The sequence below is a fragment of the Brevundimonas sp. SS2672 genome, assembly GCF_059579685.1.
The window spans coordinates 69,040-89,761 of sequence record NZ_CM184201.1; the positions used below are offsets into that span (position 1 = coordinate 69,040).

Annotated in this window: 16 protein-coding genes; 9 read left to right on the forward strand and 7 right to left on the reverse strand. The window is 67.8% G+C overall.

Going from position 1 to position 20,722, the window contains the following annotated elements; genetic code table 11:
- Nucleotides 1–32: 32 nt before the first annotated feature.
- Nucleotides 33–3,068, forward strand: coding sequence for a TonB-dependent receptor domain-containing protein (locus tag AC52GN_RS00335; RefSeq protein ID WP_496527824.1), 3,036 nt, complete (start codon nt 33–35; stop codon nt 3,066–3,068).
- 18 nt (nt 3,069–3,086) lie between these two features.
- The gene (locus tag AC52GN_RS00340) at nt 3,087–4,415 is read left to right on the forward strand and encodes a hypothetical protein (RefSeq protein WP_496527825.1); all 1,329 of its coding nucleotides are present in this window, start codon (nt 3,087–3,089) and stop codon (nt 4,413–4,415) included.
- 100 nt (nt 4,416–4,515) lie between these two features.
- On the opposite strand, the gene AC52GN_RS00345 is transcribed toward AC52GN_RS00340, so the two are convergent.
- Nucleotides 4,516–5,829 carry a metal-dependent hydrolase family protein gene (locus AC52GN_RS00345; protein ID WP_422388311.1) on the reverse strand — a complete coding sequence of 438 codons (1,314 nt, stop codon included), beginning with the start codon at nt 5,827–5,829 and terminating at the stop codon, nt 4,516–4,518.
- Between the two features lie 123 nt (nt 5,830–5,952).
- Complete coding sequence (locus AC52GN_RS00350; protein WP_496528829.1) at nt 5,953–8,886, reverse strand: TonB-dependent receptor domain-containing protein; 2,934 nt, start codon at nt 8,884–8,886, stop codon at nt 5,953–5,955.
- Nucleotides 8,887–9,387: 501 nt separating this feature from the next.
- On the opposite strand from AC52GN_RS00350, the gene AC52GN_RS00355 reads away from it, so the two are divergent.
- The 7 genes from AC52GN_RS00355 (at nt 9,388) to mnhG (ending at nt 17,233) form a co-directional block, all read left to right on the forward strand.
- On the forward strand, nt 9,388–10,875 hold the full coding sequence (locus tag AC52GN_RS00355; RefSeq protein WP_312218703.1) for a catalase: 1,488 nt from the start codon (nt 9,388–9,390) through the stop codon (nt 10,873–10,875).
- Nucleotides 10,876–11,145: 270 nt separating this feature from the next.
- The gene (locus tag AC52GN_RS00360; RefSeq protein ID WP_453989872.1) at nt 11,146–14,100 is read left to right on the forward strand and encodes a monovalent cation/H+ antiporter subunit A; all 2,955 of its coding nucleotides are present in this window, start codon (nt 11,146–11,148) and stop codon (nt 14,098–14,100) included.
- A complete protein-coding gene (locus AC52GN_RS00365; RefSeq protein ID WP_312218705.1) occupies nt 14,097–14,441 on the forward strand; it encodes a Na+/H+ antiporter subunit C in 345 nt (114 codons plus the stop codon). Before AC52GN_RS00360 ends, AC52GN_RS00365 begins: the two co-directional genes overlap by 4 nt.
- Nucleotides 14,438–16,033 (forward strand): monovalent cation/H+ antiporter subunit D, encoded by a 1,596-nt coding sequence (locus AC52GN_RS00370; protein WP_338577724.1) that lies wholly within the window; start codon nt 14,438–14,440, stop codon nt 16,031–16,033. The genes AC52GN_RS00365 and AC52GN_RS00370 overlap by 4 nt, the downstream gene beginning before the upstream one ends.
- Complete coding sequence (locus tag AC52GN_RS00375; protein WP_496527826.1) at nt 16,030–16,527, forward strand: Na+/H+ antiporter subunit E; 498 nt, start codon at nt 16,030–16,032, stop codon at nt 16,525–16,527. The genes AC52GN_RS00370 and AC52GN_RS00375 overlap by 4 nt, the downstream gene beginning before the upstream one ends.
- The gene (locus AC52GN_RS00380; RefSeq protein ID WP_291778532.1) at nt 16,524–16,805 is read left to right on the forward strand and encodes a K+/H+ antiporter subunit F; all 282 of its coding nucleotides are present in this window, start codon (nt 16,524–16,526) and stop codon (nt 16,803–16,805) included. The genes AC52GN_RS00375 and AC52GN_RS00380 overlap by 4 nt, the downstream gene beginning before the upstream one ends.
- Nucleotides 16,802–17,233 (forward strand): monovalent cation/H(+) antiporter subunit G, encoded by a 432-nt coding sequence (gene mnhG, locus AC52GN_RS00385; protein ID WP_291778536.1) that lies wholly within the window; start codon nt 16,802–16,804, stop codon nt 17,231–17,233. The genes AC52GN_RS00380 and mnhG overlap by 4 nt, the downstream gene beginning before the upstream one ends.
- Here the strand turns inward: mnhG and AC52GN_RS00390 are convergent.
- From AC52GN_RS00390 to chvI, 5 genes are all read right to left on the reverse strand, one after another.
- A complete protein-coding gene (locus AC52GN_RS00390; protein ID WP_291778539.1) occupies nt 17,193–17,480 on the reverse strand; it encodes an HPr family phosphocarrier protein in 288 nt (95 codons plus the stop codon). The genes mnhG and AC52GN_RS00390 overlap by 41 nt on opposite strands.
- Complete coding sequence (locus tag AC52GN_RS00395) at nt 17,477–17,881, reverse strand: PTS sugar transporter subunit IIA (RefSeq protein ID WP_025976949.1); 405 nt, start codon at nt 17,879–17,881, stop codon at nt 17,477–17,479. Before AC52GN_RS00395 ends, AC52GN_RS00390 begins: the two co-directional genes overlap by 4 nt.
- Nucleotides 17,882–17,958: 77 nt before the next feature.
- Nucleotides 17,959–18,426 (reverse strand): HPr kinase/phosphorylase, encoded by a 468-nt coding sequence (locus AC52GN_RS00400; RefSeq protein WP_453989865.1) that lies wholly within the window; start codon nt 18,424–18,426, stop codon nt 17,959–17,961.
- The gene (gene chvG, locus AC52GN_RS00405; RefSeq protein ID WP_496527827.1) at nt 18,423–20,033 is read right to left on the reverse strand and encodes a two-component sensor histidine kinase ChvG; all 1,611 of its coding nucleotides are present in this window, start codon (nt 20,031–20,033) and stop codon (nt 18,423–18,425) included. Before chvG ends, AC52GN_RS00400 begins: the two co-directional genes overlap by 4 nt.
- The gene (gene chvI / locus AC52GN_RS00410) at nt 20,002–20,709 is read right to left on the reverse strand and encodes a two-component response regulator ChvI (protein WP_291778555.1); all 708 of its coding nucleotides are present in this window, start codon (nt 20,707–20,709) and stop codon (nt 20,002–20,004) included. The genes chvG and chvI overlap by 32 nt, the downstream gene beginning before the upstream one ends.
- Nucleotides 20,710–20,722: the final 13 nt, after the last annotated feature.

A 20,722-nucleotide genomic window follows, 5' to 3' on the forward strand; every position in this document is an offset into this window, starting at 1 on the left:
TGATCGCCGCACACGGCGACTGGGAGAGAGACATGAGAAACCCATCCAAGATCGCCCTGATGGCGACGACCGCATCGACCGTCCTGTTCGCCGGGGCGGCCCTGGCCCAGGAGGCCCTGCCCGCCGAGCCCACCCAGGTCGAGGACATCGTCGTCGTCGGCACCAACATCCGCGGCGCGCGCACCACGGCGGCCCTGCCGGTGGTGGTGGCCGACCGCGAGCAGATCGAGGCCACCGGCGCCACGACCGGCGACGAGCTGATGCGGACCATCCCCCAGATGGGCGACGTCCTGTTCGATTCCGCCAACAATCCCCAGACCTCGAACTCGGCGCGTGGCGATGTGAACTCGGTCAATCTGCGCTCGCTGGGCGTGGGCAACACCCTGGTGCTGCTGAACGGCCGTCGTCTGGTCCAGCACCCGACCAGCCAGGGCACCTCGGACACCGGCACGGTGCCGGTGCTGAGCTACAACTCCAACGCCATCCCCGTGTCGGGGCTTGAGCGGCTGGAGGTCCTGCTGGACGGCGCCGCCGCCATCTATGGCGCCGACGCGGTGGCGGGCGTGGTCAACACCGTCTTGCGCGACAACATCGACGGCCTGACGGTCAGCGCCCGCTACGGCGGCGCCGAGGGCACGCAGATGCGCGACACCGAGTTCAACCTGTTCACGGGCAAGAACTTCGATCGCGGCAACGTCTCCCTGTTCGCCAACTACGCTCAGCGCACTGCCCTGTGGGCCTCGGATCAGGACTTCACCCGCTCGGACGATCTGCGTCCGCTGTTCGCCGACCACCCCGACTTCGCTGACGTCCAGTCGCTGGACGGCCGCTCCTCGCATACGCCGTGGGCGCGCCTCTCGGTCGGCTCGCGCCCGGTGATCCGTTCAAACGGCGTCGCCGTGACCAACTCAGCCGGGTCCTTCCGCTTCCAGCCGTCCAGCTTCGGCTGCGGGATCGACATGGGCGACGACATCTGCCTGTCCAGCGGCAACCACAACTTCAACACGACCAACCGCGACATGCGGTACGACACCCGGCATGAGACGACCGTCCGTCCGTCGGTCGAGCGGATGAACCTGTTCCTGACGGGGCGCTACGACCTGACCGACAGCGTCGAGGCCTTCGGCGAGGTCGGCTATTATAGCGCCCACAGCCGCGCCGTGCAGCCGCCGGTGGTCAACCTGAACCAGATCTGGATTCCGGCCAGCAACTACTACAACCCCTTCGGCCCCGTGACCTTCGCCGACGGCACGGCTAATCCGAACCGCCTGCCGGGTCTGACCGGCGTTCCCGCCGAGGGCCTGCCGATCCTGATGACCAACTACCGCTTCGTCGACACCGGCTTCCAGGTGGTGAAGGTCGACAACTATCAGGCGCGTCTGCTGGGCGGCCTGCGCGGCGAGTGGCGCGGCTTCAACTGGGAGACGGCGGTCGTCTACTCCGAGGCCGAGGCCAAGGACGTTTCGCCCAACGTCAATATGACGGCCCTGCAGAAGCAGTTGGCCCTGTCGACGCCCGACGCCTACAACCCCTTCAGCGGCGGTTGCGTCGCCACCACCAGCTATGGCGACTGCTCGCCCAGTTCGCAGGCGGCGATCGACGCCATCGTCTTCGACCTGCGTCGGGTGTCGCGCACGACCCTGACCATGGCGGATTTCAAGCTGTCGCGCGGCGACCTGTTCCAGCTGCCGGGCGGGCCGGTCGGCATGGCCTTCGGCGTCGAGGCGCGCCGCGAGACCCAGAAGGACGACCGCGACGCCAATCTGGACGGCACCTACACCTTCACCGACATGGTCAGCGGCGAGACCAACCTGTCCAACGTCTCGGCCGTCAGCCCCAACCCCGACACCTCGGGCAGCCGTGAGGTCTTCTCGACCTATGTCGAGTTCGCTGTGCCGGTGGTCTCGCCCGAGATGAACATTCCTCTGGTCTATCAGCTAGATGTGCAGCTGGCGGGCCGGTACGAGCACTATTCCGACTTCGGCTCGGTGGCCAAGCCGAAGATCGCCGCGGCCTGGGACGTGGTTCCGGGCGTGCGGGTCCGCGGCTCCTATTCGCAAGGCTTCCGCGCGCCGAACCTGGAGCAGACCCACGCCACGGAATACGCCCGTCTGGCCAGCGGCACGGACTATGTCCGCTGCGAGGCCGATCTGCGCGCCGGCCGCATCAGCAACTTCTCGCAGTGTTCGCAGAACACCTCGGGCGCCTCCCTGCTTGTCGCGGGCAACCCGGATCTGGAGCCGGAAGAGAGCACCAACACCTCCTACGGCCTGGTGCTGCAGCCCTCCTTCATCCCCGAGCGTTTCGGCGCCTTCACCTTCACCATCGACAAGTGGCGGATCGAGCAGGAGAAGATCGTCGGCTTGCTGGGCGCCCAGACGGCCCTGGCGCTGGACTACCTGAACCGCGTCGAAGGCGGCTCCAATCCGCTGGTCAACCGTCGCGCGCCGACGCCCGAGGACATCCTGCTGTTCCAGGGCACGGGCCTGACCCCGGTGGGCGAGGTGGTCTCGATCAACGACCGCTTCATCAACCTTCAGCCCCAGACCGTCAGCGGCCTGGACCTGGCCGTGAACTGGTCGCTGCGTCGCACCAAGTACGGCACCTTCATCGTCAATGTGAACGCCAGCAAGCTGGACGAATTCACGCGCGATCCGGGCGATATCGTCAATGAGCTGTACGCCGCCCGCGAGGCCGGAACGATCAATGCCGGCACGACCCTGCCGGACTCCTCGCAACTGGTGGGGCAGAACGGGCGTCCAGAATGGCGCCTCAACGCCAGCCTGACCTGGCGCAAGGGCCCCTGGCGCGCAGGGACGACGACCCAGTACATCAGCGACTTCCAGCAGCCCGGCCTGCTGGGCGCCTCGGGCGACCCGTGGGTCGTCGACGCCCGCCAGACCGTCAACGCCTATGTCGACTATGAATTCCCGGCCGAGACGCGCCTGCGCCTGGGCGTCCGCGACCTGACGGATCAGGGGCCGCCGCTGGCCGACAACGGCTATCGCGGCTCGGTGCACAGTCCGTGGGGCCGCTACTGGTACGTCACGGCCACCAAGTCGTTCTGATCCGAGGAGGCGATAGGGATGCGTCTGTTTTCGATGCTGGCGGCGGCCGCCGCCGTCACGCTGACCGGCGCGCCCTTCGCCGCCGCCCAGGATGCGCCTGCGGCCTCGTCGCCGGCGCCCGCCCCGGCCGTCTGTCCCGATTTCCTTCCTCAGCAGGCGCACTGCTGGTCGGGGCGGGCGGCCAAGGGCGGCTACTACTGGATCGCCGTGCCCGAGAATTGGAACGGCTCGCTGATTGTCCACGCTCATGGCGGGCCGCGCACGGGCGCTCCCAGAGCCGATGATCCGCTGGAGGATCTGGAACGCTTCTCCATGACGGTGAAGGAGGGCTTCGCCTGGGCGGGCTCGACCTATCGCCGGGGCGGCTACGGCGTGCGCATGGCCGCCGAGGACACCGACGATCTGCGCCAGATTTTCTGGGACGCCTTCGGACGTCCGCGCCGCACCCTGCTGCACGGCCAGTCCTGGGGCGGCAATGTCGCGGCCAAGGCGGCCGAGCTCTATGCGCGCGACGCCGAGGGCCAGGTGGTCTGGGACGGCGTGGTCCTGACAAGCGGCGTCCTGGCGGGCGGGACCGAGGCCTACAGGTTCCGCGCCGATCTGCGAGCGGTCTATCAGTATTACTGCCACAACCATCCGGCGCCCGACGAGGCGCAGTATCCGGTCTGGCAGGGCCTGCCCGAGGGCGTCCGCCTGACCCGCGCCCAACTGGCACAGCGGGTGCAGGCCTGCACGGGAGTCGGCCTGGCTGAGACCGAACGCTCGCCGGAGCAGAAGCGGCGGCTGGCCGATATTCTCAACGTCGTGGGCATAGGCGAGGGCCAGCTTGTCTCTCACCTGGCCTGGGGGACCTTCCTGTTCCAGGACCTGGTGCAGCGGCGTCTGGACGGCTTCAATCCGTTCGACAACAGCCGGACCGTCTATCAGGGCTCGCACGACGATGCGGCGCTGAACGCGGGGGTCGAGCGGTTCGCGGCGGACCCGATGGCGGTTGCGCGCCTGGCCTACGACGCGGACCTGTCGGGATTGATCGTGGCCCCGACGATCACCATTCACGGCAAGGACGACCCGACGGCCTTCGTCTGGCACGAGGCGGCCTATCGTGACCGCGTGGCGGCGGCGGGGCGCTCAAGCCTGCTGGTGCAGACCTTCACCGACGAGGCGTCGCACAGCGCCCTCAGCTCGCCGGAGTACGTCGCGGTTTTCGAGGCCCTGATGGCCTGGATAGACGACGGAACGAAACCGGAGCCGCGCTCGGTGGCGGCGCTCTGCGAAGCCGCGCGGACGCGCTATGACGCCGCCTGCTTCTTCGACGAGGACTATGCGCCGGCTATGGGCGGCCAATAGCGGAGCCTGCCGAAGGCTGACTTAGAGCCGGGCGCAAAAAAGGGGCGGCTCGCGCCGCCCCTTCAGATCCTTCCGATCACGGACGCCGAGGCGTCGGCGGTCAGTCGTTGCGATAGGTCACGCCGCCCTTCATCACGTACTTAACGTGCTCCAGGGTGGTGACGTCGCTCAGCGGATCGCCCGAGACGGCGATGACGTCGGCGGCGTAGCCGGGCGTCAGGCGACCGATCTCGTCCTGCAGGCGGAAGTGGGTCGCGGCGCCGACGGTGGCGGCGCGGACGGCTTCCAGCGGGGTCAGGCCGGCCTGGACCAGCAGGGCGAACTCCTTGGCGTTTTCACCGTGCGGCGAGACGCCGGTGTCGGTGCCGAAGGCGATCTGGACGCCGGCGCGGTGAGCGCGGCGCGCCATGTCCAGCATCTGCGGACCGGCTTCCAGCGACTTCTTGCGCTGGTTCGGGGTGAAGAAGGTTTCGGGACGCGCGGCTTCGCGAGCGACGAAGTCGCCGGCCAGCAGGGTCGGCACCAGCCAGCCGTTGTTGGCCTTGAAGATGCGGATGGATTCGTCGTCCAGGAAGGTGCCGTGCTCGATCGAGTCGCCGCCGGCGCGCAGGAAGCTGTTGATGCCGTCCGTGCCGTGGGCGTGGGCGGTGACCGTGCGGCCCATGAAGTGCGCGGTCTCGACGATGGCTTGCAGTTCCTCGTTCGAGAATTGCTGGTTCAGGCCGGCGCCGGTGTCGGACAGGACGCCGCCCGTAGCCGTGATCTTGATGATGTCGGCGCCCGCGCGCACGCGCTCGCGCACCGAGCGACGGCAGTCGTCGGCGCCGGAGCAGACGCCGTTTTGCCGCAGCACCGGCACCAGGGCGCTGTTCACGCCGTTGGCGTCGCCGTGGCCGCCGTGCGGAGTCACCGTGCCGGCCGAGACCAGTAGGCGCGGGCCGGGAATCTTGCCCGCCGCGATACCGTTGCGCAGGGCGATGACGGCGTCGCTGGCGCCGCCCAGGTCGGCGACTGTGGTGAAGCCGGCCTGCAGCGTCACCAGGGCATAGGCCGCGCCCTGTACGGCGGAGTCAGCGGCGGTGTTGGTGAAGCGGGCGACGCGGTTGCCTTCGCCCTGCTGATTGGTGATGTGGACGTGGCTGTCGATCAGGCCCGGCAGCACGAACTTGTCGGACAGGTCGACCACGTCGCCTTGGCCGACGAAGCCGTCGACGATCTCGCGCACGCGGCCGTTCTCGATCACCAGGGTCTGGTTCTGAGCCACGCGGCCGGTCGCCGGGTCAGCCAGCAGGCGCCCGGCATGAATATAGGAGACGTTCGGCGCCGAGGCCGCCTGCTGCGCGACCGCCGGGGTCGAGGCCAGAAGGGCGGCCGCCAGGCCGACGAACCATGATTTCTTAGATGACAACTGCACTGTCCTCCTCCACGCGGCGAAGGTCGCCGCCCCATTTGAAAATGTCGCCGGCCCGCCGGGCCGGGATCAGGTGCGGCGGGACAAGGTCCCGCCGCGTCTGGCTTCAGGTCTCCTGACGGAGACCTAGAAGGTCTTGGTGACCGCAACCGTGTAGTAGCGGCCGATGGTGTCGTAGTTCTGCGGGTCGTAGGTGCCGCGGACATCCCCGACCTGCGGCGGCGCCTCGTTGAACAGGTTCGTCACGGTGAAGCGCAGGGAGGTGTCGTAAGGCAACGTCACCCGGGCGTTCAGATCGAAGACGTCATAGGCGTCCACGCCGCGCGCGGTGCTGGTCGGCGAGGTCACGCGGGCGCTGTTGATCATCTCCGACATGTGGCGCCAGCGCAGGCCGACGTTCCAGCTTTCACGCGAGTAGGTGACGCTGGTCGACGCCTTCCATTCGGGGTGCGCCTGGCCGGCGTTGGCTTCGATCGCCGTCCCCCAGGTGCCGGCGTAGTCGTACGTCGGCGCGCCCGGCAGGGCCTGGATCTCGAAGCTGTTCAGGTAGCTGATCGCCGAGCTGACGCTGAGCTGACCCTCGTCTGGCAGGCCGACATCGCCCAGGTGCAGGCGCCAGTCCAGCTGCAGGTCGATGCCGGTGACGTTGAACTGGCCCAGGTTCAGCAGAGGCTGACGCGGGTTGATCATATAGCCGTCGTTGGTCCCGCGATCCTGCAGGGTGCAGTAGTAGTTGTTGGGATCGAACGTCGGGTTGTTGCCGCCGTCGTTGAAGCAGTAGCGGATGCCGTTGCCGACGCCCAGGACGCCGACCGCATCGGCCACCTTGATCTGATACCAGTCGATGGAGGCGCTGATGTTGCTCAGCCACGGCGACTGGAAGGTCGGCTGGAGCACCGTGCCGAACGAATAGGTGTCGGCCGTTTCTTCCTGAAGGTCGGGGTTGCCGCCGGTCAGGGCGAACACCTGGGCGGCGCCGAACTGGAAGTCGTTGATCAGGGCCGAGGGCACGCCCAGCGACACGCACAGGGCCTTGACCTTTTCGGCGTCGGGCCCGTTGCGGAACGAACTGCGGTAGTCGCAGGGATCGCCGTTGGTGTTGCTGGCGGACGGGGTGCCGATATCGACCGTGGCCGACGAGACGGGCGAGTAGAGTTCGCCGACGCTCGGCGCCCGCACCGCCCGATTGTAGCCGCCGCGCAGGCGCACGATGTCGTTCACCTGCCAGTTCAGATCGGCCTTGTAGGCATGGACGCCGCCGACGGAGCTATAGTCGGAGTAGCGATATCCCAGGTCCATCTCCAGCGACTTGACGAAGGGCAGGTCGCGCAGCAGCGGGATCAGGAATTCGGCGAAAACCTCGGTCGTGTCGACGCTGCCCGAAGACGCGCGCAGCTCGCTGTAGCCCAGGATGTCGCTGGTGCCGTCCGGCTGGTCCAGGGCGCTGTCGGGACGGAAGTCGAACTGGTTGTAGCGATAGCCCAGGCCGGCGGCGAAGCGGACTTCGCCGGCGGGCAGGTTGAACAGGCCGCCCTGCATGGAGGCCTCGGCCATGCGCTGGGTCAACTCATTGGTGTTGGTCGTATTGCGGCGCACATAGTTCACGCAATCGGCCGAGGGGTCGTGATTGCCAAAGGGGTTGAAGCCTCCGGCGCAGAATTCGGACCCTCCCGTCGGGCTGTACAGCAGGCGAGTGATGGCAGAGCGGCTGACGCCGCCGGTCTGCACATTCTCGAAATCAGCCTGGGAGGCGCTGGCGTAGGCTTCCCAGGTCCAGTCCTTGTAGCCGACCTGACCCGACAGGCCGCCGATGAACTGATAGACGTTATAGGCGTAGGACTGCAGGCGCTCCCCTGCGAAGTCCAGGTCCTTCCACAGGGCGAAGTCGGCGGTCGGGTTCGGGCGCGACGCCAGGATATGGGCGAAATCGGCCCCGATGTAGGGATTGGTCACCGGCGCCGACAGGGCATAGGCGAGGCCCGCCAGGGTCGGGTTGAACGTCCCTTCCGACTCATAGCTGGTCAGCGAGCCCTGCAGGAAGAAGTCGATATTGGGAGCAATCTCATAATCGACGCGGCCGAACAGCGAGTAGCGCTCGTTGTCGTTCTGGATACGGCCCTTGTTCCAGCCCCACAGCATGTTGGTGCCGGCGGCGTTCAGGAAGTGGCCGTCGGTTTCCGGGTCCTTAAGGTTCATGACCGGCGAGGCGCCGCCCAGGTTGAACAGGGTCTGGTCGCCGGTGTTGAAGCCGATCTGGCCGTTATAGAAGTCGCCGGCGCCGAGCACCGGATTGACGCCGTACTGGCCGACGAAGACGTCGTTGACGGCGTCCAGCGTGGGACGGTTGCTGCCGAACCAGGCGGCGCCTTGGGCGATGATGGCGGTGTTGGACTCGCGATTGCGCGTGAAATAATAGTCGCGCTTCGACTGGTAGGCGACGTCGCGCATCGAATAGTCGAGCGAAACCACGGCCCTGCCGCGATCATTGGCGAAGCTGTCCCCGGCCGTAACCGACAGGCGGAAGGTCTCGCCGTCGCCATAGTCGCTGACGCCGTATTGCGACGCCACGGTCACGCCGCTGAAGTTGCGCTTCAGGATGAAGTTCACGACGCCCGCGGTGGCGTCGGAGCCATAGGCGGTGGAGGCGCCGCCGGTGATGACCTCGACGTTGCCGATCAGAGCTTCCGGGATGACGTTCAGGTCGACCGAGCCGTCGGGGTTCGACGGCTGCAGGCGCTTGCCGTCCAGCAGCAGCAGGGTGCGCTTGGAGCCCAGGCCGCGCAGGCTGGCGTAGGCTTGGCCGCCGTTCAGCGAGGTTGAGGACGAACCGGCCGTGCTCTGGCCCATGGCGCCCGAAAACTGCGGCATCTGGGTCAGGGCCTTTTCGACCGTCACCTGGCCGGTGTTCTCAATCGCCTCGGTTGTGACGGAGACGAGGGGACTGTTGGAAGCGTAGTCGCGGCGGGCGATCCGCGAGCCGGTGACGACGATCTCGCCCACTTCGACCGCGCCGGATTCTTCGGGCGTTTCCTGGGCGGAGACGGTTCCCGCCGCGCTCATCAAGGCCAATGACGCGCACCCGCTTGCCAACAGAGCACGATACATCACGGGGCGACCGCCCCGAGAAACGCAAAACAGCATGAAATCCCCTCTGATGCTGACGATTCTTTGCCAGCAGCTCCCCTCACGGCGCCGCTTGATTTTAGAAAGATGCTTCCCATCGCCAGCCTAGTTGCTGGCAATAATTTTGCCCATGGGGCAGGGATTGAAATCCAAAAATCTAAATTAATGTCTGAAAATGGCAGGCGAGACGAAATTTCCTCCTCGTCAGGGCCTAGTGAAATGGGGCTTTTTTGGGGAAACTCCAGGCGAGGCCGGGTCGCCTCCTCGCATGGCGCGGCATCCCAGGCGCCGGCTGAGACGCTGAATCCTCCGAGGGGCTGTGCGGCCCAGAACCCGCCGTTTTTCTGCGACTGCGCCGGTTGCGTTTTTGCGGCGCTGGTCCATCTCATAAGCGAGGCTCGGCTGTACGGGAGCGCCGGGCGCCAGAGGAGATAGGCGATGACCCAGCAGAATTCAGGTTCCACGACGGGCGCGGGCGCACCGGCCGTCAGTGATCGGAACTCGCTCACCGTCGGGCCGAACGGGCCGATCGTGCTGCATGACGTGCACTTCCTGGAGCAGATGGCGCACTTCAACCGGGAGAAGGTTCCCGAACGCCAGCCGCACGCCAAGGGCTCCGGCGCCTTCGGCGAGCTGGAGATCACCCACGATGTTTCAGCCTACACCAAGGCGGCGCTGTTTCAGCCGGGCGCCAAGACCGAGATGCTGGCGCGCTTCTCCACCGTGGCGGGCGAACAGGGCAGTCCTGACACCTGGCGCGACGTGCGCGGATTTTCGCTGAAGTTCTACACGACCGAGGGCAACTACGACCTGGTCGGGAACAACACCCCGGTTTTCTTCGTGCGCGATCCGATGAAGTTCCCGCACTTCATCCGCAGCCAGAAGCGCCTGCCCGACTCCGGCCTGCGCGACAACCACATGCAGTGGGACTTCTGGACCAACAACCCCGAGACCGCTCACCAGGTGACCTATCTGATGGGTGAGCGGGGCCTGCCGCGCACCTGGCGCGAGATGAACGGCTACGGCTCCCACACCTATATGTGGATTAACGCGGCGGGCGAGAAATTCTGGGTCAAGTATCACTTCCACACCCGCCAGGGCATGGCCTTCTTCTCGAATGCCGAGGCGGCGGCCATGTCGGGCGCCGACGCCGACTTCCACCGCCGCGACCTGTTCGACGCCATCAAGCGCGGCGAGCATCCGTCGTGGGATCTGTCGGTCCAGGTCATGCCCTATGCCGAGGCGGCGACCTATCGGATCAATCCCTTCGACCTGACCAAGACCTGGTCGCACAAGGACTATCCGCTGATCCCGGTCGGGCGGATGACGCTGAACCGCAACCCGGAGAACTTCTTCGCCCAGATCGAGCAGGCGGCCTTCTCGCCGGGGAACACGGTGCCCGGCATCGGCCTGTCGCCGGACAAGATGCTGCTGGGCCGGGCCTTCGCCTATAACGACGCCCAACGAAACCGCATCGGGACCAACTTCCACCAGCTGCCGGTCAACCAGCCCAAGGTTCCGGTGAACACCTATATGTTCGACGGGCAGATGGCCTATCACCACTCGGGCGCCCAGCCGGTCTATGTCCCCAACAGCGGCGGCCGCGCCTGGTCGGATGAGACCGGCCCGGTCCATGACGGCTGGGAGGCCGACGGCGACCTGGTCCGCAGCGCCTATACCCTGCACGCCGAGGACGACGACTTCACCCAGCCGGGCGTCCTGGTGCGTGAGGTGTTCAACGACGACCAGCGCGCCAGACTGGTCGATCAGGTGGCGGGCAGCCTGCTGGGCGGCGTGCGCTCTCCGGTGCTGGAGCGCGCCTTCGACTACTGGAAGAGCATCGATCCCGACGTCGGCGCCCGGATCGAGGCGGCGGTGCGCGCCGGCGGCGCGCCTCGACCGGCCGAGGGCATGGGCGAGGGCTGAGGCCCGGATTTCACGACCTGAGCTGAAGACGCCCCCCGTTCCCCGGTCGGAGCGGGGGGCGTTCCGCATCTGCGGGCGCGCCCGTGCGTGTTGACAATGATTGTCGAGCGCAATGTGATGGTTTTCGCGCCTCAATCGCTCCTGCTACGGTCACAATCGCGCCAACTCGTCGCTTTGACGCAAGCGCGTCATTTCCCTTAGGAAAAACTCTGGCAGAACGAAAAGGCGCGATCCGCAGTCTTTCGGGCGCCGCCCCACAACCCATCGGAGATGATCGACACGCCCGTGCCCGCCAGCTTCCTCCTGCTCGTCATTCTCGTCCTGCCCTTTCTGGGGGCCATGATCGCCTCGGGGCTGCCGCGTCATGCGCGGACCTCTGCGGCCGTTCTGTCGTGGATCATCGCCCTGATCAGCGTCGGCTGTCTGGCGGTGCTCTGGCCCAGGTTCCAGGACGGCGAGGTGTTGAAGCTGACCCTTGCGTGGCTGCCGTCGCTTGGGGTCAATCTCACCATCCGCCTGGACGGCCTGTCCTGGCTGTTCAGCGCCCTGATCCTGGGGATCGGCGCGCTCGTCGTCCTGTATGCGCGCTACTACATGTCGCCGAAGGATCCGGTGCCGCGCTTCTTCTCCTTCCTGCTGGCCTTCATGGGCGCCATGCAGGGCGTGGTGCTGTCGGGCAATCTGATCCAGCTGGTCGTCTTCTGGGAGCTGACCAGCCTCTTTTCCTTCCTGCTCATCGGCTACTGGCACCAGAACGCCTCGGCGCGCGAGGGCGCGCGCATGGCGCTGACCATCACCGCCACCGGCGGGGTCGCCCTGCTGGTCGGCATGATTCTGATCGGCCGGATCGTCGGCAGCTATGAGCTGGACGCCGTCATCGCCGCGCGCGACGTCATCCTGGCCAGCCCCCTCTATCCGGTCGCCCTGGGTCTGATCCTGATCGGCGCCCTGACCAAGAGCGCCCAGTTTCCGTTCCATATCTGGCTGCCGCGCGCCATGGCGGCGCCGACGCCGGTCAGCGCCTATCTGCATTCGGCCACCATGGTGAAGGCGGGCGTCTTCCTGCTGATGCGGTTCTGGCCCGTCTTCGGCGAGACCGAGATGTGGTATTTCGTGGTCGGCGGCCTGGGGCTGACGACCCTGCTGGTCGGCGCCTGGTGCGCCATCTTCCAGCACGACCTGAAGGGCCTGCTGGCCTATTCGACCATCAGCCATCTGGGCCTTATCTGCCTGTTGCTGGGGCTGGGGTCGGACCTGGGCGCCATCGCCGCCATCTTCCACACCATCAACCACGCGACCTTCAAGGCTTCGCTGTTCATGGCGGCGGGCATCATCGACCACGAGGCCGGCTCGCGCGACATGCGCAAGCTCAGCGGCCTGATCCGCTTCATGCCGATCACCGCCACCCTGGCCATGGTCGCCGCGGCCGCCATGGCGGGCGTGCCCCTGCTGAACGGCTTCCTGTCCAAGGAGATGTTCCTGGCCGAGGCCCTGGCCAGCACCCAGACCTCGGCGCTGAACCAGGCCCTGCCGGTGCTGGCGACCCTGGCCAGCGCTTTCAGCGTCCTCTATTCGCTGCGCTTCATCCATACGACTTTCTTCGGCCCGCCGCCGACCGAGCTGGACCGTGTGCCGCACGAGCCGCCGGGCTGGATGCGGCGTCCGGTCGAGGTGCTGGTGGCCCTGTGCCTTCTGGTCGGGGTCTTCCCGGCGGTCACCGTCGGGCCCTTTCTGCGCAGCGCGGCCGTGACCATGCTCGGCTTCGACCTGCCCTATTACAGCCTGGCCCTGTGGCACGGCTTCAATCTGCCGCTGCTGCTCAGCGTCATCGCCATGGCGGGCGGGATCGGCCTCTATGTCGTGTTCGGCAAGGCGCTGAACGCCAATCCGCGCGGCGGCCCGTGGGGCATGAAGCGGCTGAACGGCGGCTATCTGTTCGAAAGGTCCCAGGTCATCCTCATGGACCTGTCGCAGTGGATCGTGCGCCATCTGGGCGCGCAGCGCCTGCAGCCGCAGCTGCGGCTGATCCTGCTGACGGCCCTGCTGTCGGCGGCTGTGGCGGCGGCGGGCGGATTCGTCCTGACCTGGCCTGAGTTCCGTGTTCCCCAGCCGCACAACCTGGCCTTCGCCGCCCTGTGGCTGGCGGGCGGCTCCTGCGCCCTGGCCGCCGCCTGGCAGGCCAAATATCACCGCCTGGCCGCCGTCATCCTGATGGGCGGGGCGGGCCTGGCCAGCTGCCTGACCTTCGTCTGGCTGTCGGCGCCCGACCTGGCCCTGACCCAGCTGGTGGTCGAGGTGGTGACGACGGTGCTGCTGCTGCTGGGCCTGCGCTGGCTGCCCAAGCGCCTGGCCGAAATCCATGTGCCCGAGTCCGAGCAGCGCCGCGCCCGCTGGCGTCGTCGGCTGGACCGGGTGATCGCCATCTGCGCCGGGGCCGGCGCCGCCCTGATCGCCTGGGCCGTCATGGTGCGCCCGCCGGTCGAGGGAGTGTCGCGCTTCTTCGTCGAGCGGGCCTATGAGGAGGCGGGCGGCCGCAACGTCGTCAACGTCATTCTGGTCGACTTCCGCGCCTTCGACACCTTCGGCGAGATCACCGTCCTGGGCGTCGTCGGCCTGACGGTTCTGGCCCTGCTGCGTCGCTTCCGTCCGGCCAGCGACAGCCTGTCCCAGCCGATGCAGAAGCGGGTTCAGGATGCGTCGGACCGCGCTCGTGAGGGCCGCAGCGAAGGCGACACCCTCAGCGACACCATGATGATCCCCGGGGTGGTGATGCGCTGGCTGTTCCCCTTCATCATCCTTCTGGCCGTGCACCTCTTCCTGCGCGGGCATGACCTGCCCGGCGGCGGCTTCGCGGCGGGGGTGGCGCTGTCGATCGCCTTCATCCTGCAATACATGTCGTCCGGCGCCCGCTGGGTGGAGGAGCGGCTGGAGATCCGCCCGATCATCTGGATCGGCGTCGGCCTGTTGATCGCCGCGATCAGCGGCGCCGTGGGCTGGATCTTCGATCAACCCTTCCTGACCAGCTACTTCCAGTACGCCGATCTGCCGCTGCTGGGTCGCGTGCCCCTGGCCAGCGCCGTGCTGTTCGACCTAGGCGTGGTGGTGCTGGTGGTGGGCGCCACCGTGCTGATCCTGGTCGCCCTGGCGCACCAGTCGCTGCGTCGTGCGCGCATAGAGGAGGCCGAGGCCGAAGCGGAAGCCGAGCAGAAGGGAGGGGCGCAATGACCCAGATCGTCCTGGCCCTGGCCATCGGCGTTCTGACCGCCTCGGGGGTGTGGCTGATGCTGCGCCCGCGCACCTTTCAGGTCATCATCGGCCTGTCGCTGGTCTCCTATGCGGTCAACCTGTTCATCTTCTCCATGGGGCGGCTGCGTTCCGGCGCTGCGCCGATCACCGGCAAGGGCGCCGAGGACCCGGCCCTCTACGCCGATCCGACGCCCCAGGCCCTGGTGCTGACGGCCATCGTCATCAGCTTCGCCCTGACGGCCCTGTTCCTGGTGGTGTTGCTGGCCTCGCGCGGCGAGACCGGCAGCGACCACGTCGACGGCCAGGAGGCGCCCGAATGACCGACTGGCAGGAACATCTGATCATCGGGCCGATCGTTCTGCCCATGGTCATTGCGGCGGCCATGCTGCTGTTCGACGAGCGCCGCCGTCTGCTGAAGGGCGGCCTCAGCCTCTTCGCCATGGCGGCCATCCTGGCCATGGCCCTGGCCCTGCTGCATGAGAGCGCCACCGGCGCCACGGGCGGGGGCGACACCGCGCGCGTCTATCAATTGGGCGACTGGCCGGCGCCGTTCGGCATCGTCCTGGTGGCGGACCGCCTGTCGACCCTGATGGTGGCTCTGACCAGCGTGCTGGGCGCCTGCTCCATGATCTTCGCTCTGGCGCGATGGGACCGGGCGGGGCCGCGTTTCCATGCCCTGTTCCTGTTGCTGGTCATGGGGGTCAACGGCGCCTTCCTGACGGGCGACCTGTTCAACCTCTTTGTCTTCTTCGAGATCATGCTGGCGGCTTCCTACGGCCTGGCCCTGCACGGTTCGGGCGAGGCGCGGATTCGGGCGGGCCTGGCCTATATCGCCGTCAACCTGACGGCCTCCATGCTGTTCCTGATCGGGGTCAGCCTGATCTACGGCGTCACCGGCACGCTCAACATGGCCGACCTGGCCGTGCGCATCCCCCAGATCGCCGAGGCGGACCGAGGCCTGTTCCACGTCGGCGCCGCGATCCTGGGCGTGGCCTTCCTGACCAAGTGCGCCATGTGGCCGCTGGGCTTCTGGCTGACCACCACCTATTCGGCCGCCAGCGCCCCGGCGGCCGCCGTCTTCGCCATCCTGTCCAAGGTCGGCGCCTATGTGATCATCCGCCTCAGCTTCCTGTTGTTCGCGGCGGACAGCGGCGCTTCGGCCGGATTCGGGCAACTGTGGATCCTGCTGGGCGGTCTGGCGACCATCGGCTTCGGCACGGCCGGCATCATCGCCGCGCGAGACCTGTCGATCGCCGCCGCCTACGCCGTCATCGTCTCCTCCGGCACGGTGCTGGCGGCGGCGGGCACGGGCAACGCCGACGTCCTGGGCGGGGCGGTCTTCTACCTGGTGGGTTCGACCCTGGCCTGCGGCGCCCTGTTCATGCTGGCCGAGGTGCTGAACCGGGGCCAGGACCCCGGCGCGCGCTCGGGCCGCGCCGTCTTCGAGGACGAGTATATCGATCCCTTCGACGACGAAGAGCGCAATGAGCCCGGCCTGGTCATTCCGGCCGCCGTGGCGGCCCTGGGCGGCGCCTTCCTGATCTCGACCCTGATGATCGCCGGCCTGCCGCCGCTGGCGGGCTTCATCGGCAAGCTGGCCATGATGGACGCCCTGTCAGGCCTCGCCGGCTGGGCGGGTTACGGGGTGATCGCCGCCCTTTCCCTGGCCTCGCTCGGCGCCCTGATCGGGCTGACGCGCCTGGGCATGGCGGCCCTGTGGGCGCGGGACGACGACGCCGAGCCGGCGGTCGTCGTCGGCGCGGCCGAGGGCGTGGCCATCGCCGGTCTGCTGGCGGCCTGCATCTTCCTGGCGATCTTCGGCGAGGCGGGCTTCGCCTATGCCGACCACACGGCCGACTGGCTGGTGCGCCCCGACGCCTATGTCCGCGCGGTGCTGGGAGGCGGCTCATGATCCGGGCGGTTCTGCCTCACCCCATCCTGTCGCTGGCCCTGTTCGGCGCCTCCCTGCTGCTCAGCGGGTCGGTCGCGGCGCCCGCCATGGCCCTGGCCCTGCTGATGGCCCTGGCCGCGCCCCACATCATGCGCGCTCTTGAGGTTGAGCCGGTGCGGGTCAGAAGGCCGCTGACCCTGCTGAGCTTCGCCCTGGTCGTCACGCGCGACATCATCCGCTCCAACTGGGAGGTGGCCCTGGTCATCCTGGGGCTGAACGCCTCGCGCGAGAATCGCGTCTCGGGCTTTGTGCACATCCCGCTGGAGATGCGGGATCGATACGGCCTGGCCGTGCTGGCCGTGATCATCACCAGCACCCCCGGCACCATCTGGGTCGAGTACGAGGACGCGACCGGCGTGCTCCTGCTGCATATCCTCGACCTTCAGGCTGGCGACGACTGGGCGGACCGCATCAAGAATCGCTATGAGCGCCGTCTGATGGAGATTTTCGAATGAGCGGCGCCGTCTTCTACTGGGCGCTGGTCGTGGCGCAGCTGTTCCTGGCCGGGGCGGCCCTGATCGGCGTGTGGCGCATCGCCAAGGGGCCGCGCGCCCAGGATCGCATCCTGGGCCTGGACACCCTCTACCAGGCGGGGATGCTGCTGGTCGTCGCCTTCGGGGTGCGGACGGGCAGCCACCTGTATTTCTATGCGGCGGTGATCATCGGCATGCTGGGCTTCACCTCCTCGGTCGCCCTGGCCAAATTCCTGATGCGCGGCGAGGTGATCGAATGACCGGATTTCCCGCGAACGTCCCGGCCTGGGCGGCCCTGCTGGCGGCGTGTCTGGTTCTGGCCGGGTCCGCCCTGACCTTCCTGGGCGCGTTCGGCCTGGTGCGGCTCAAGACCTTCTATGAGCGAGTCCACGCCCCGACGCTGGGGGCGACGCTCGGCATGTTCCTGATCCTGGGCGGGTCGGTGGTCTATTTCACCGCGGCCGAGGGGCAGTTCATGCCGGTCGAACTGCTGGTGGCCGTCTTCTTTACGGTGACGACGCCGGTGACGCTGATCATCCTGGCGCGCGCCGCCCTGTTCCGTGATCGCACCGATCGTTCGGGCGACGGGGTGAGGGTGCCGCTGGAGGGCGAGTGCGCCGGCGTGGTCCGTACTCCGCCGGACCTGACTACTGATCCTCGTCGAAGCGACGCGCCACAAGATCGGTGAGGGCGGCGACGGCCTCGGCGGCGTCCGGCCCTTCGGCCTTCACCTCGACGCCGCAGCCGATCCCGGCGCCCAGCATCAGAAGACCCATGATCGAACGGGCGTCCACGGTAACCCCGTCGCGCGTCACCTGAATCTCGGCTTCGAACTCCGAGGCCAGCTTCACGAACTTGGCCGAGGCGCGGGCGTGCAGGCCGCGCTGGTTGCAGATGTTCAGGGTCGCCTGGGCGGACGGGACGACGTCGCTCATTTCTCGCCCGCCAGCACCCACGACGCCACCGAGATATATTTGCGGCCGGCGTCCTGGGCGTGGGCCACGCAGGCTTCCAGGCTTTCACGGCCGCGCACGCTGGCCAGCTTGATCAGCATGGGCAGGTTCAGTCCGGCGATCACCTCGGCGCCGGTCTGCTCCATCACCGAGATGGCGAGGTTGGAGGGGGTGCCGCCGAACATGTCGGTCAGCAGGATGACGCCCTCGCCTTCATTGACTGCAGCGGCGGCGTCGACGATGTCGCGGCGTCGGCGCTCCATATCGTCCTCGGGACCGATGCAGATGGCGGCGACGCCGCGCTGCGGCCCCACCACGTGCTCCATCGCCGACAGGAATTCGGAGGCCAGGCCCCCGTGGGTGACGATCACCAGCCCGATCATATAGGCTTCACCAAAGACATCCCCAGCTCGCCTCGACGAGCGACAAGCCTCGTTTCATAGGGCAATCGCGGCGCGGATCAAAGAGCGCTGTCGCCGCGCCGGCCCGCAGCCCTCATGGCGCGGTTGATGGCGGCCGCCACGACCAGGGGCGCGGAGGCGGGACGAGGGTCCAGAACCAGACGCGGCACGGCGACGCCGTCGATCACGTCCTGGGCCGCCTCGGGCATCCGTTCGACCGGTCCATGCGTCAGGTGCAGCGACAGGGCGATCCGCGTCGAGGGTAGGAAAGGGCGGCTGACGACGCCCAGGCCGCGCACCTCCATCCGTCCGGCGATGGTCGCGGGCGCAGCGGCGTAGAGGGCGCCTTCGCAGGCGAAGACGTCCACCCAATCGTCGCCGACCAGCCTCCATCCGACCTGCATCAACCGCAGGGCGAGGTCGCTCTTGCCTGCGCCGGACGGCCCCTGGATCAGGACGCCGCGCCAGGCGTCGTCGATGCGGACGGCGGCGACTGTGGCGTGCAGGGGTTGGCGCGGCGGGGTCACACGCGTTTTCCGGTCGCGGGCAGCCGCACTTCAAAGCGGGCCCCGACCACGGCGCCGTTTGCGTCGGTGCGGTTCTCGGCGTGGACCCGTCCGCCGTGGGCGTCGATGATCTGGCGCACGATGGCTAGGCCCAGGCCCGAGTTGGCGCCGAAGGCCGTGCCCTTGGGGCGGGAGGTGTAGAAGCGCTCGAACACCGTCTCCAGATTCTCGGCCGGGATGCCGGGGCCGTCGTCCTCGATGCGGATGCGCAGGGGAAGGTCGGGCTGGCTGTCGTCGCGTTCCAGGCGGACCCGCACCTCGCCCTCGGACGGGCTGAAGGAGCGGGCGTTGTCGATCAGGTTGCGGAACACCTGGCCCAGGGGAATGTCGCGGCCCACCACGCGGGCGTTCTCGGCGGTCGAGGCGAAGCGCACCGGCGGCTCGCCCGGCTTCTGCCCGGCCTCATAGACGCCGATGATGTCGCCCAGCAGTTCGTTCAGGTCGATGGCGCGCGGGCGATCGCGCGACAGTTCGGCGTCGAGGCGCGAGGCGTTGGAGATGTCGGTGATCAACCGGTCCAGCCGCCGCACGTCCTGTTGCAGCAGATTGGTCAGGCGGGCCCGCTGTTCTTCGGTCTTGACCAGCGGCAGGGTCTCCAGCGCCGAGCGGATCGAGGTCAGGGGGTTCTTGATCTCGTGGCTGACGTCGGCGGCGAAGCGTTCGATGGCGTCCATACGGGTCGACAGGGTGTCGGTCATGGACTCCAGGGCGCGGGCCAGGTCGCCTATCTCGTCGCGACGATCCTCGAGATCGGGCAGGGAGATGGCGCGGGCGCGCTGCAGCCGCACCTGGTCCGCCGCCGCCGACAGACGCATCACCGGTCGCGCCACGAACAGGTGCAGAACCAGGGACGCCAGCAGGTTCACCGCCAGGGCCACCAGGGCGAAAGGCGTCAGGGCGCGGCGCTGGGCGGCCAGGGTCTCGTTGACGTCACCCGCCTCCAGCGTCAGCACGCCCAGGACCTGCTGCACATGGCGCACGGGCAGGGAGACGGAGACCACCCGTTCGCCCTCTTCATTGCGACGGATGGCGGCCTGAGGCACGCCCTGCAGGGCGCGTTCGACCTCGGCGGACAGTTCCGCATCGGCGCGGGCCAGGCGCGCGGTCTCACGCGCGGACGGCTCGCTGGGCGCCAGGGCGGTTCCCGCGGGATGGGCCGGGGGGAGGGGCTCGCCCGGAATGGTGTCGCTGACCCGATAGGAATCGGACACCTCGATCCCGTCCATGTCGAACAGGCGGGCGCGCTGTCCGGCCGGAATGAAGTTGTCGCGCAGCCACAGGGCGGCCGCGCGATCGTCCAGCATGGGATAGGGGTCGCCCTGGGTGATGCCCAGTTCGCCCAGGACGTTGGCCAGCAGCTCAGCCTGGACGCCCAGGGATTCCTGGCGCGCCTCGATCAGGCCGCGCCGCCATTCGTTCAGCGCCAGGGCGCCGCCGAACAGGATCAGCAGGCTGAGGAGATTGAGGGCCAGGATGAAGCCGCCCAGGCGCGATCCGCCGAAGCGGAATCGGCGCCGCGCCGGGACGTCTTCGGCTTCAGCTCTCGCGGTAGCGGTATCCGACGCCATACAGGGTCTCGATAGCGTCGAACTCGGGGTCGACCATGCGGAACTTCTTTCGCATCCGTTTCACATGGCTGTCGATGGTGCGGTCGTCGACATAGACCTGATCGTCATAGGCGGCGTCCATCAGATTGTCGCGGCTCTTCACGAAGCCGGGGCGCTGGGCCAGGGCCTGCAGCAGCAGGAACTCGGTGACGGTCAGCTTCACCGGCCGGCCGTCCCAGGTCGATTCGTGGCGCGCCGGGTCCATCGACAGCTTGCCGCGCTTGATGGCCTTGCCGGCCTCGGCGGCGGCGGGGTCGATCGGATCCAGGCCTTCCACGCCCGCGCGGCGCAGCAGGGCCTTCACCCGCTCGATCAGCAGGCGCTGGCTGAAGGGCTTGTGGATGTAGTCGTCGGCGCCGAGGTTGAAGCCGAGAATCTCGTCGATCTCCTCGTCCTTGGACGTCAGCATGATGACCGGAATGCTGGAGGTCTGACGCAGGCGGCGCAGCACCTCCATGCCGTCCATGCGGGGCATCTTCACGTCCAGGATGGCCAGGTCGGGCGGACTGGTCTCCAGCGCTTCCAGGCCCGAGGCGCCGTCGTGATAGGCGGTCACCTTATGGCCGTGGCTTTCCAGCGCCAGAGAGACGGAGGCCACGATGTTCTCGTCGTCGTCGACCAGGGTGATGTTAGCCAAGGGCTTCTCCTTA

Excerpts from the sequence above, each read along its gene's own strand:
- AC52GN_RS00335 (WP_496527824.1), top strand. The coding sequence starts at position 33 with ATGAGAAACCCATCCAAGATCGCCCTGATGGCGACGACCGCATCGACC.
- AC52GN_RS00340 (WP_496527825.1), top strand. The coding sequence starts at position 3,087 with ATGCGTCTGTTTTCGATGCTGGCGGCGGCCGCCGCCGTCACGCTGACC.
- AC52GN_RS00350 (WP_496528829.1), bottom strand. The coding sequence starts at position 8,886 with ATGAGCGCGGCGGGAACCGTCTCCGCCCAGGAAACGCCCGAAGAATCC.
- AC52GN_RS00355 (WP_312218703.1), top strand. The coding sequence starts at position 9,388 with ATGACCCAGCAGAATTCAGGTTCCACGACGGGCGCGGGCGCACCGGCC.
- AC52GN_RS00360 (WP_453989872.1), top strand. The coding sequence starts at position 11,146 with ATGATCGACACGCCCGTGCCCGCCAGCTTCCTCCTGCTCGTCATTCTC.
- AC52GN_RS00365 (WP_312218705.1), top strand. The coding sequence starts at position 14,097 with ATGACCCAGATCGTCCTGGCCCTGGCCATCGGCGTTCTGACCGCCTCG.
- AC52GN_RS00370 (WP_338577724.1), top strand. The coding sequence starts at position 14,438 with ATGACCGACTGGCAGGAACATCTGATCATCGGGCCGATCGTTCTGCCC.
- AC52GN_RS00375 (WP_496527826.1), top strand. The coding sequence starts at position 16,030 with ATGATCCGGGCGGTTCTGCCTCACCCCATCCTGTCGCTGGCCCTGTTC.
- AC52GN_RS00380 (WP_291778532.1), top strand. The coding sequence starts at position 16,524 with ATGAGCGGCGCCGTCTTCTACTGGGCGCTGGTCGTGGCGCAGCTGTTC.
- mnhG (WP_291778536.1), top strand. The coding sequence starts at position 16,802 with ATGACCGGATTTCCCGCGAACGTCCCGGCCTGGGCGGCCCTGCTGGCG.
- AC52GN_RS00390 (WP_291778539.1), bottom strand. The coding sequence starts at position 17,480 with ATGAGCGACGTCGTCCCGTCCGCCCAGGCGACCCTGAACATCTGCAAC.
- AC52GN_RS00395 (WP_025976949.1), bottom strand. The coding sequence starts at position 17,881 with ATGATCGGGCTGGTGATCGTCACCCACGGGGGCCTGGCCTCCGAATTC.
- chvG (WP_496527827.1), bottom strand. The coding sequence starts at position 20,033 with ATGGCGTCGGATACCGCTACCGCGAGAGCTGAAGCCGAAGACGTCCCG.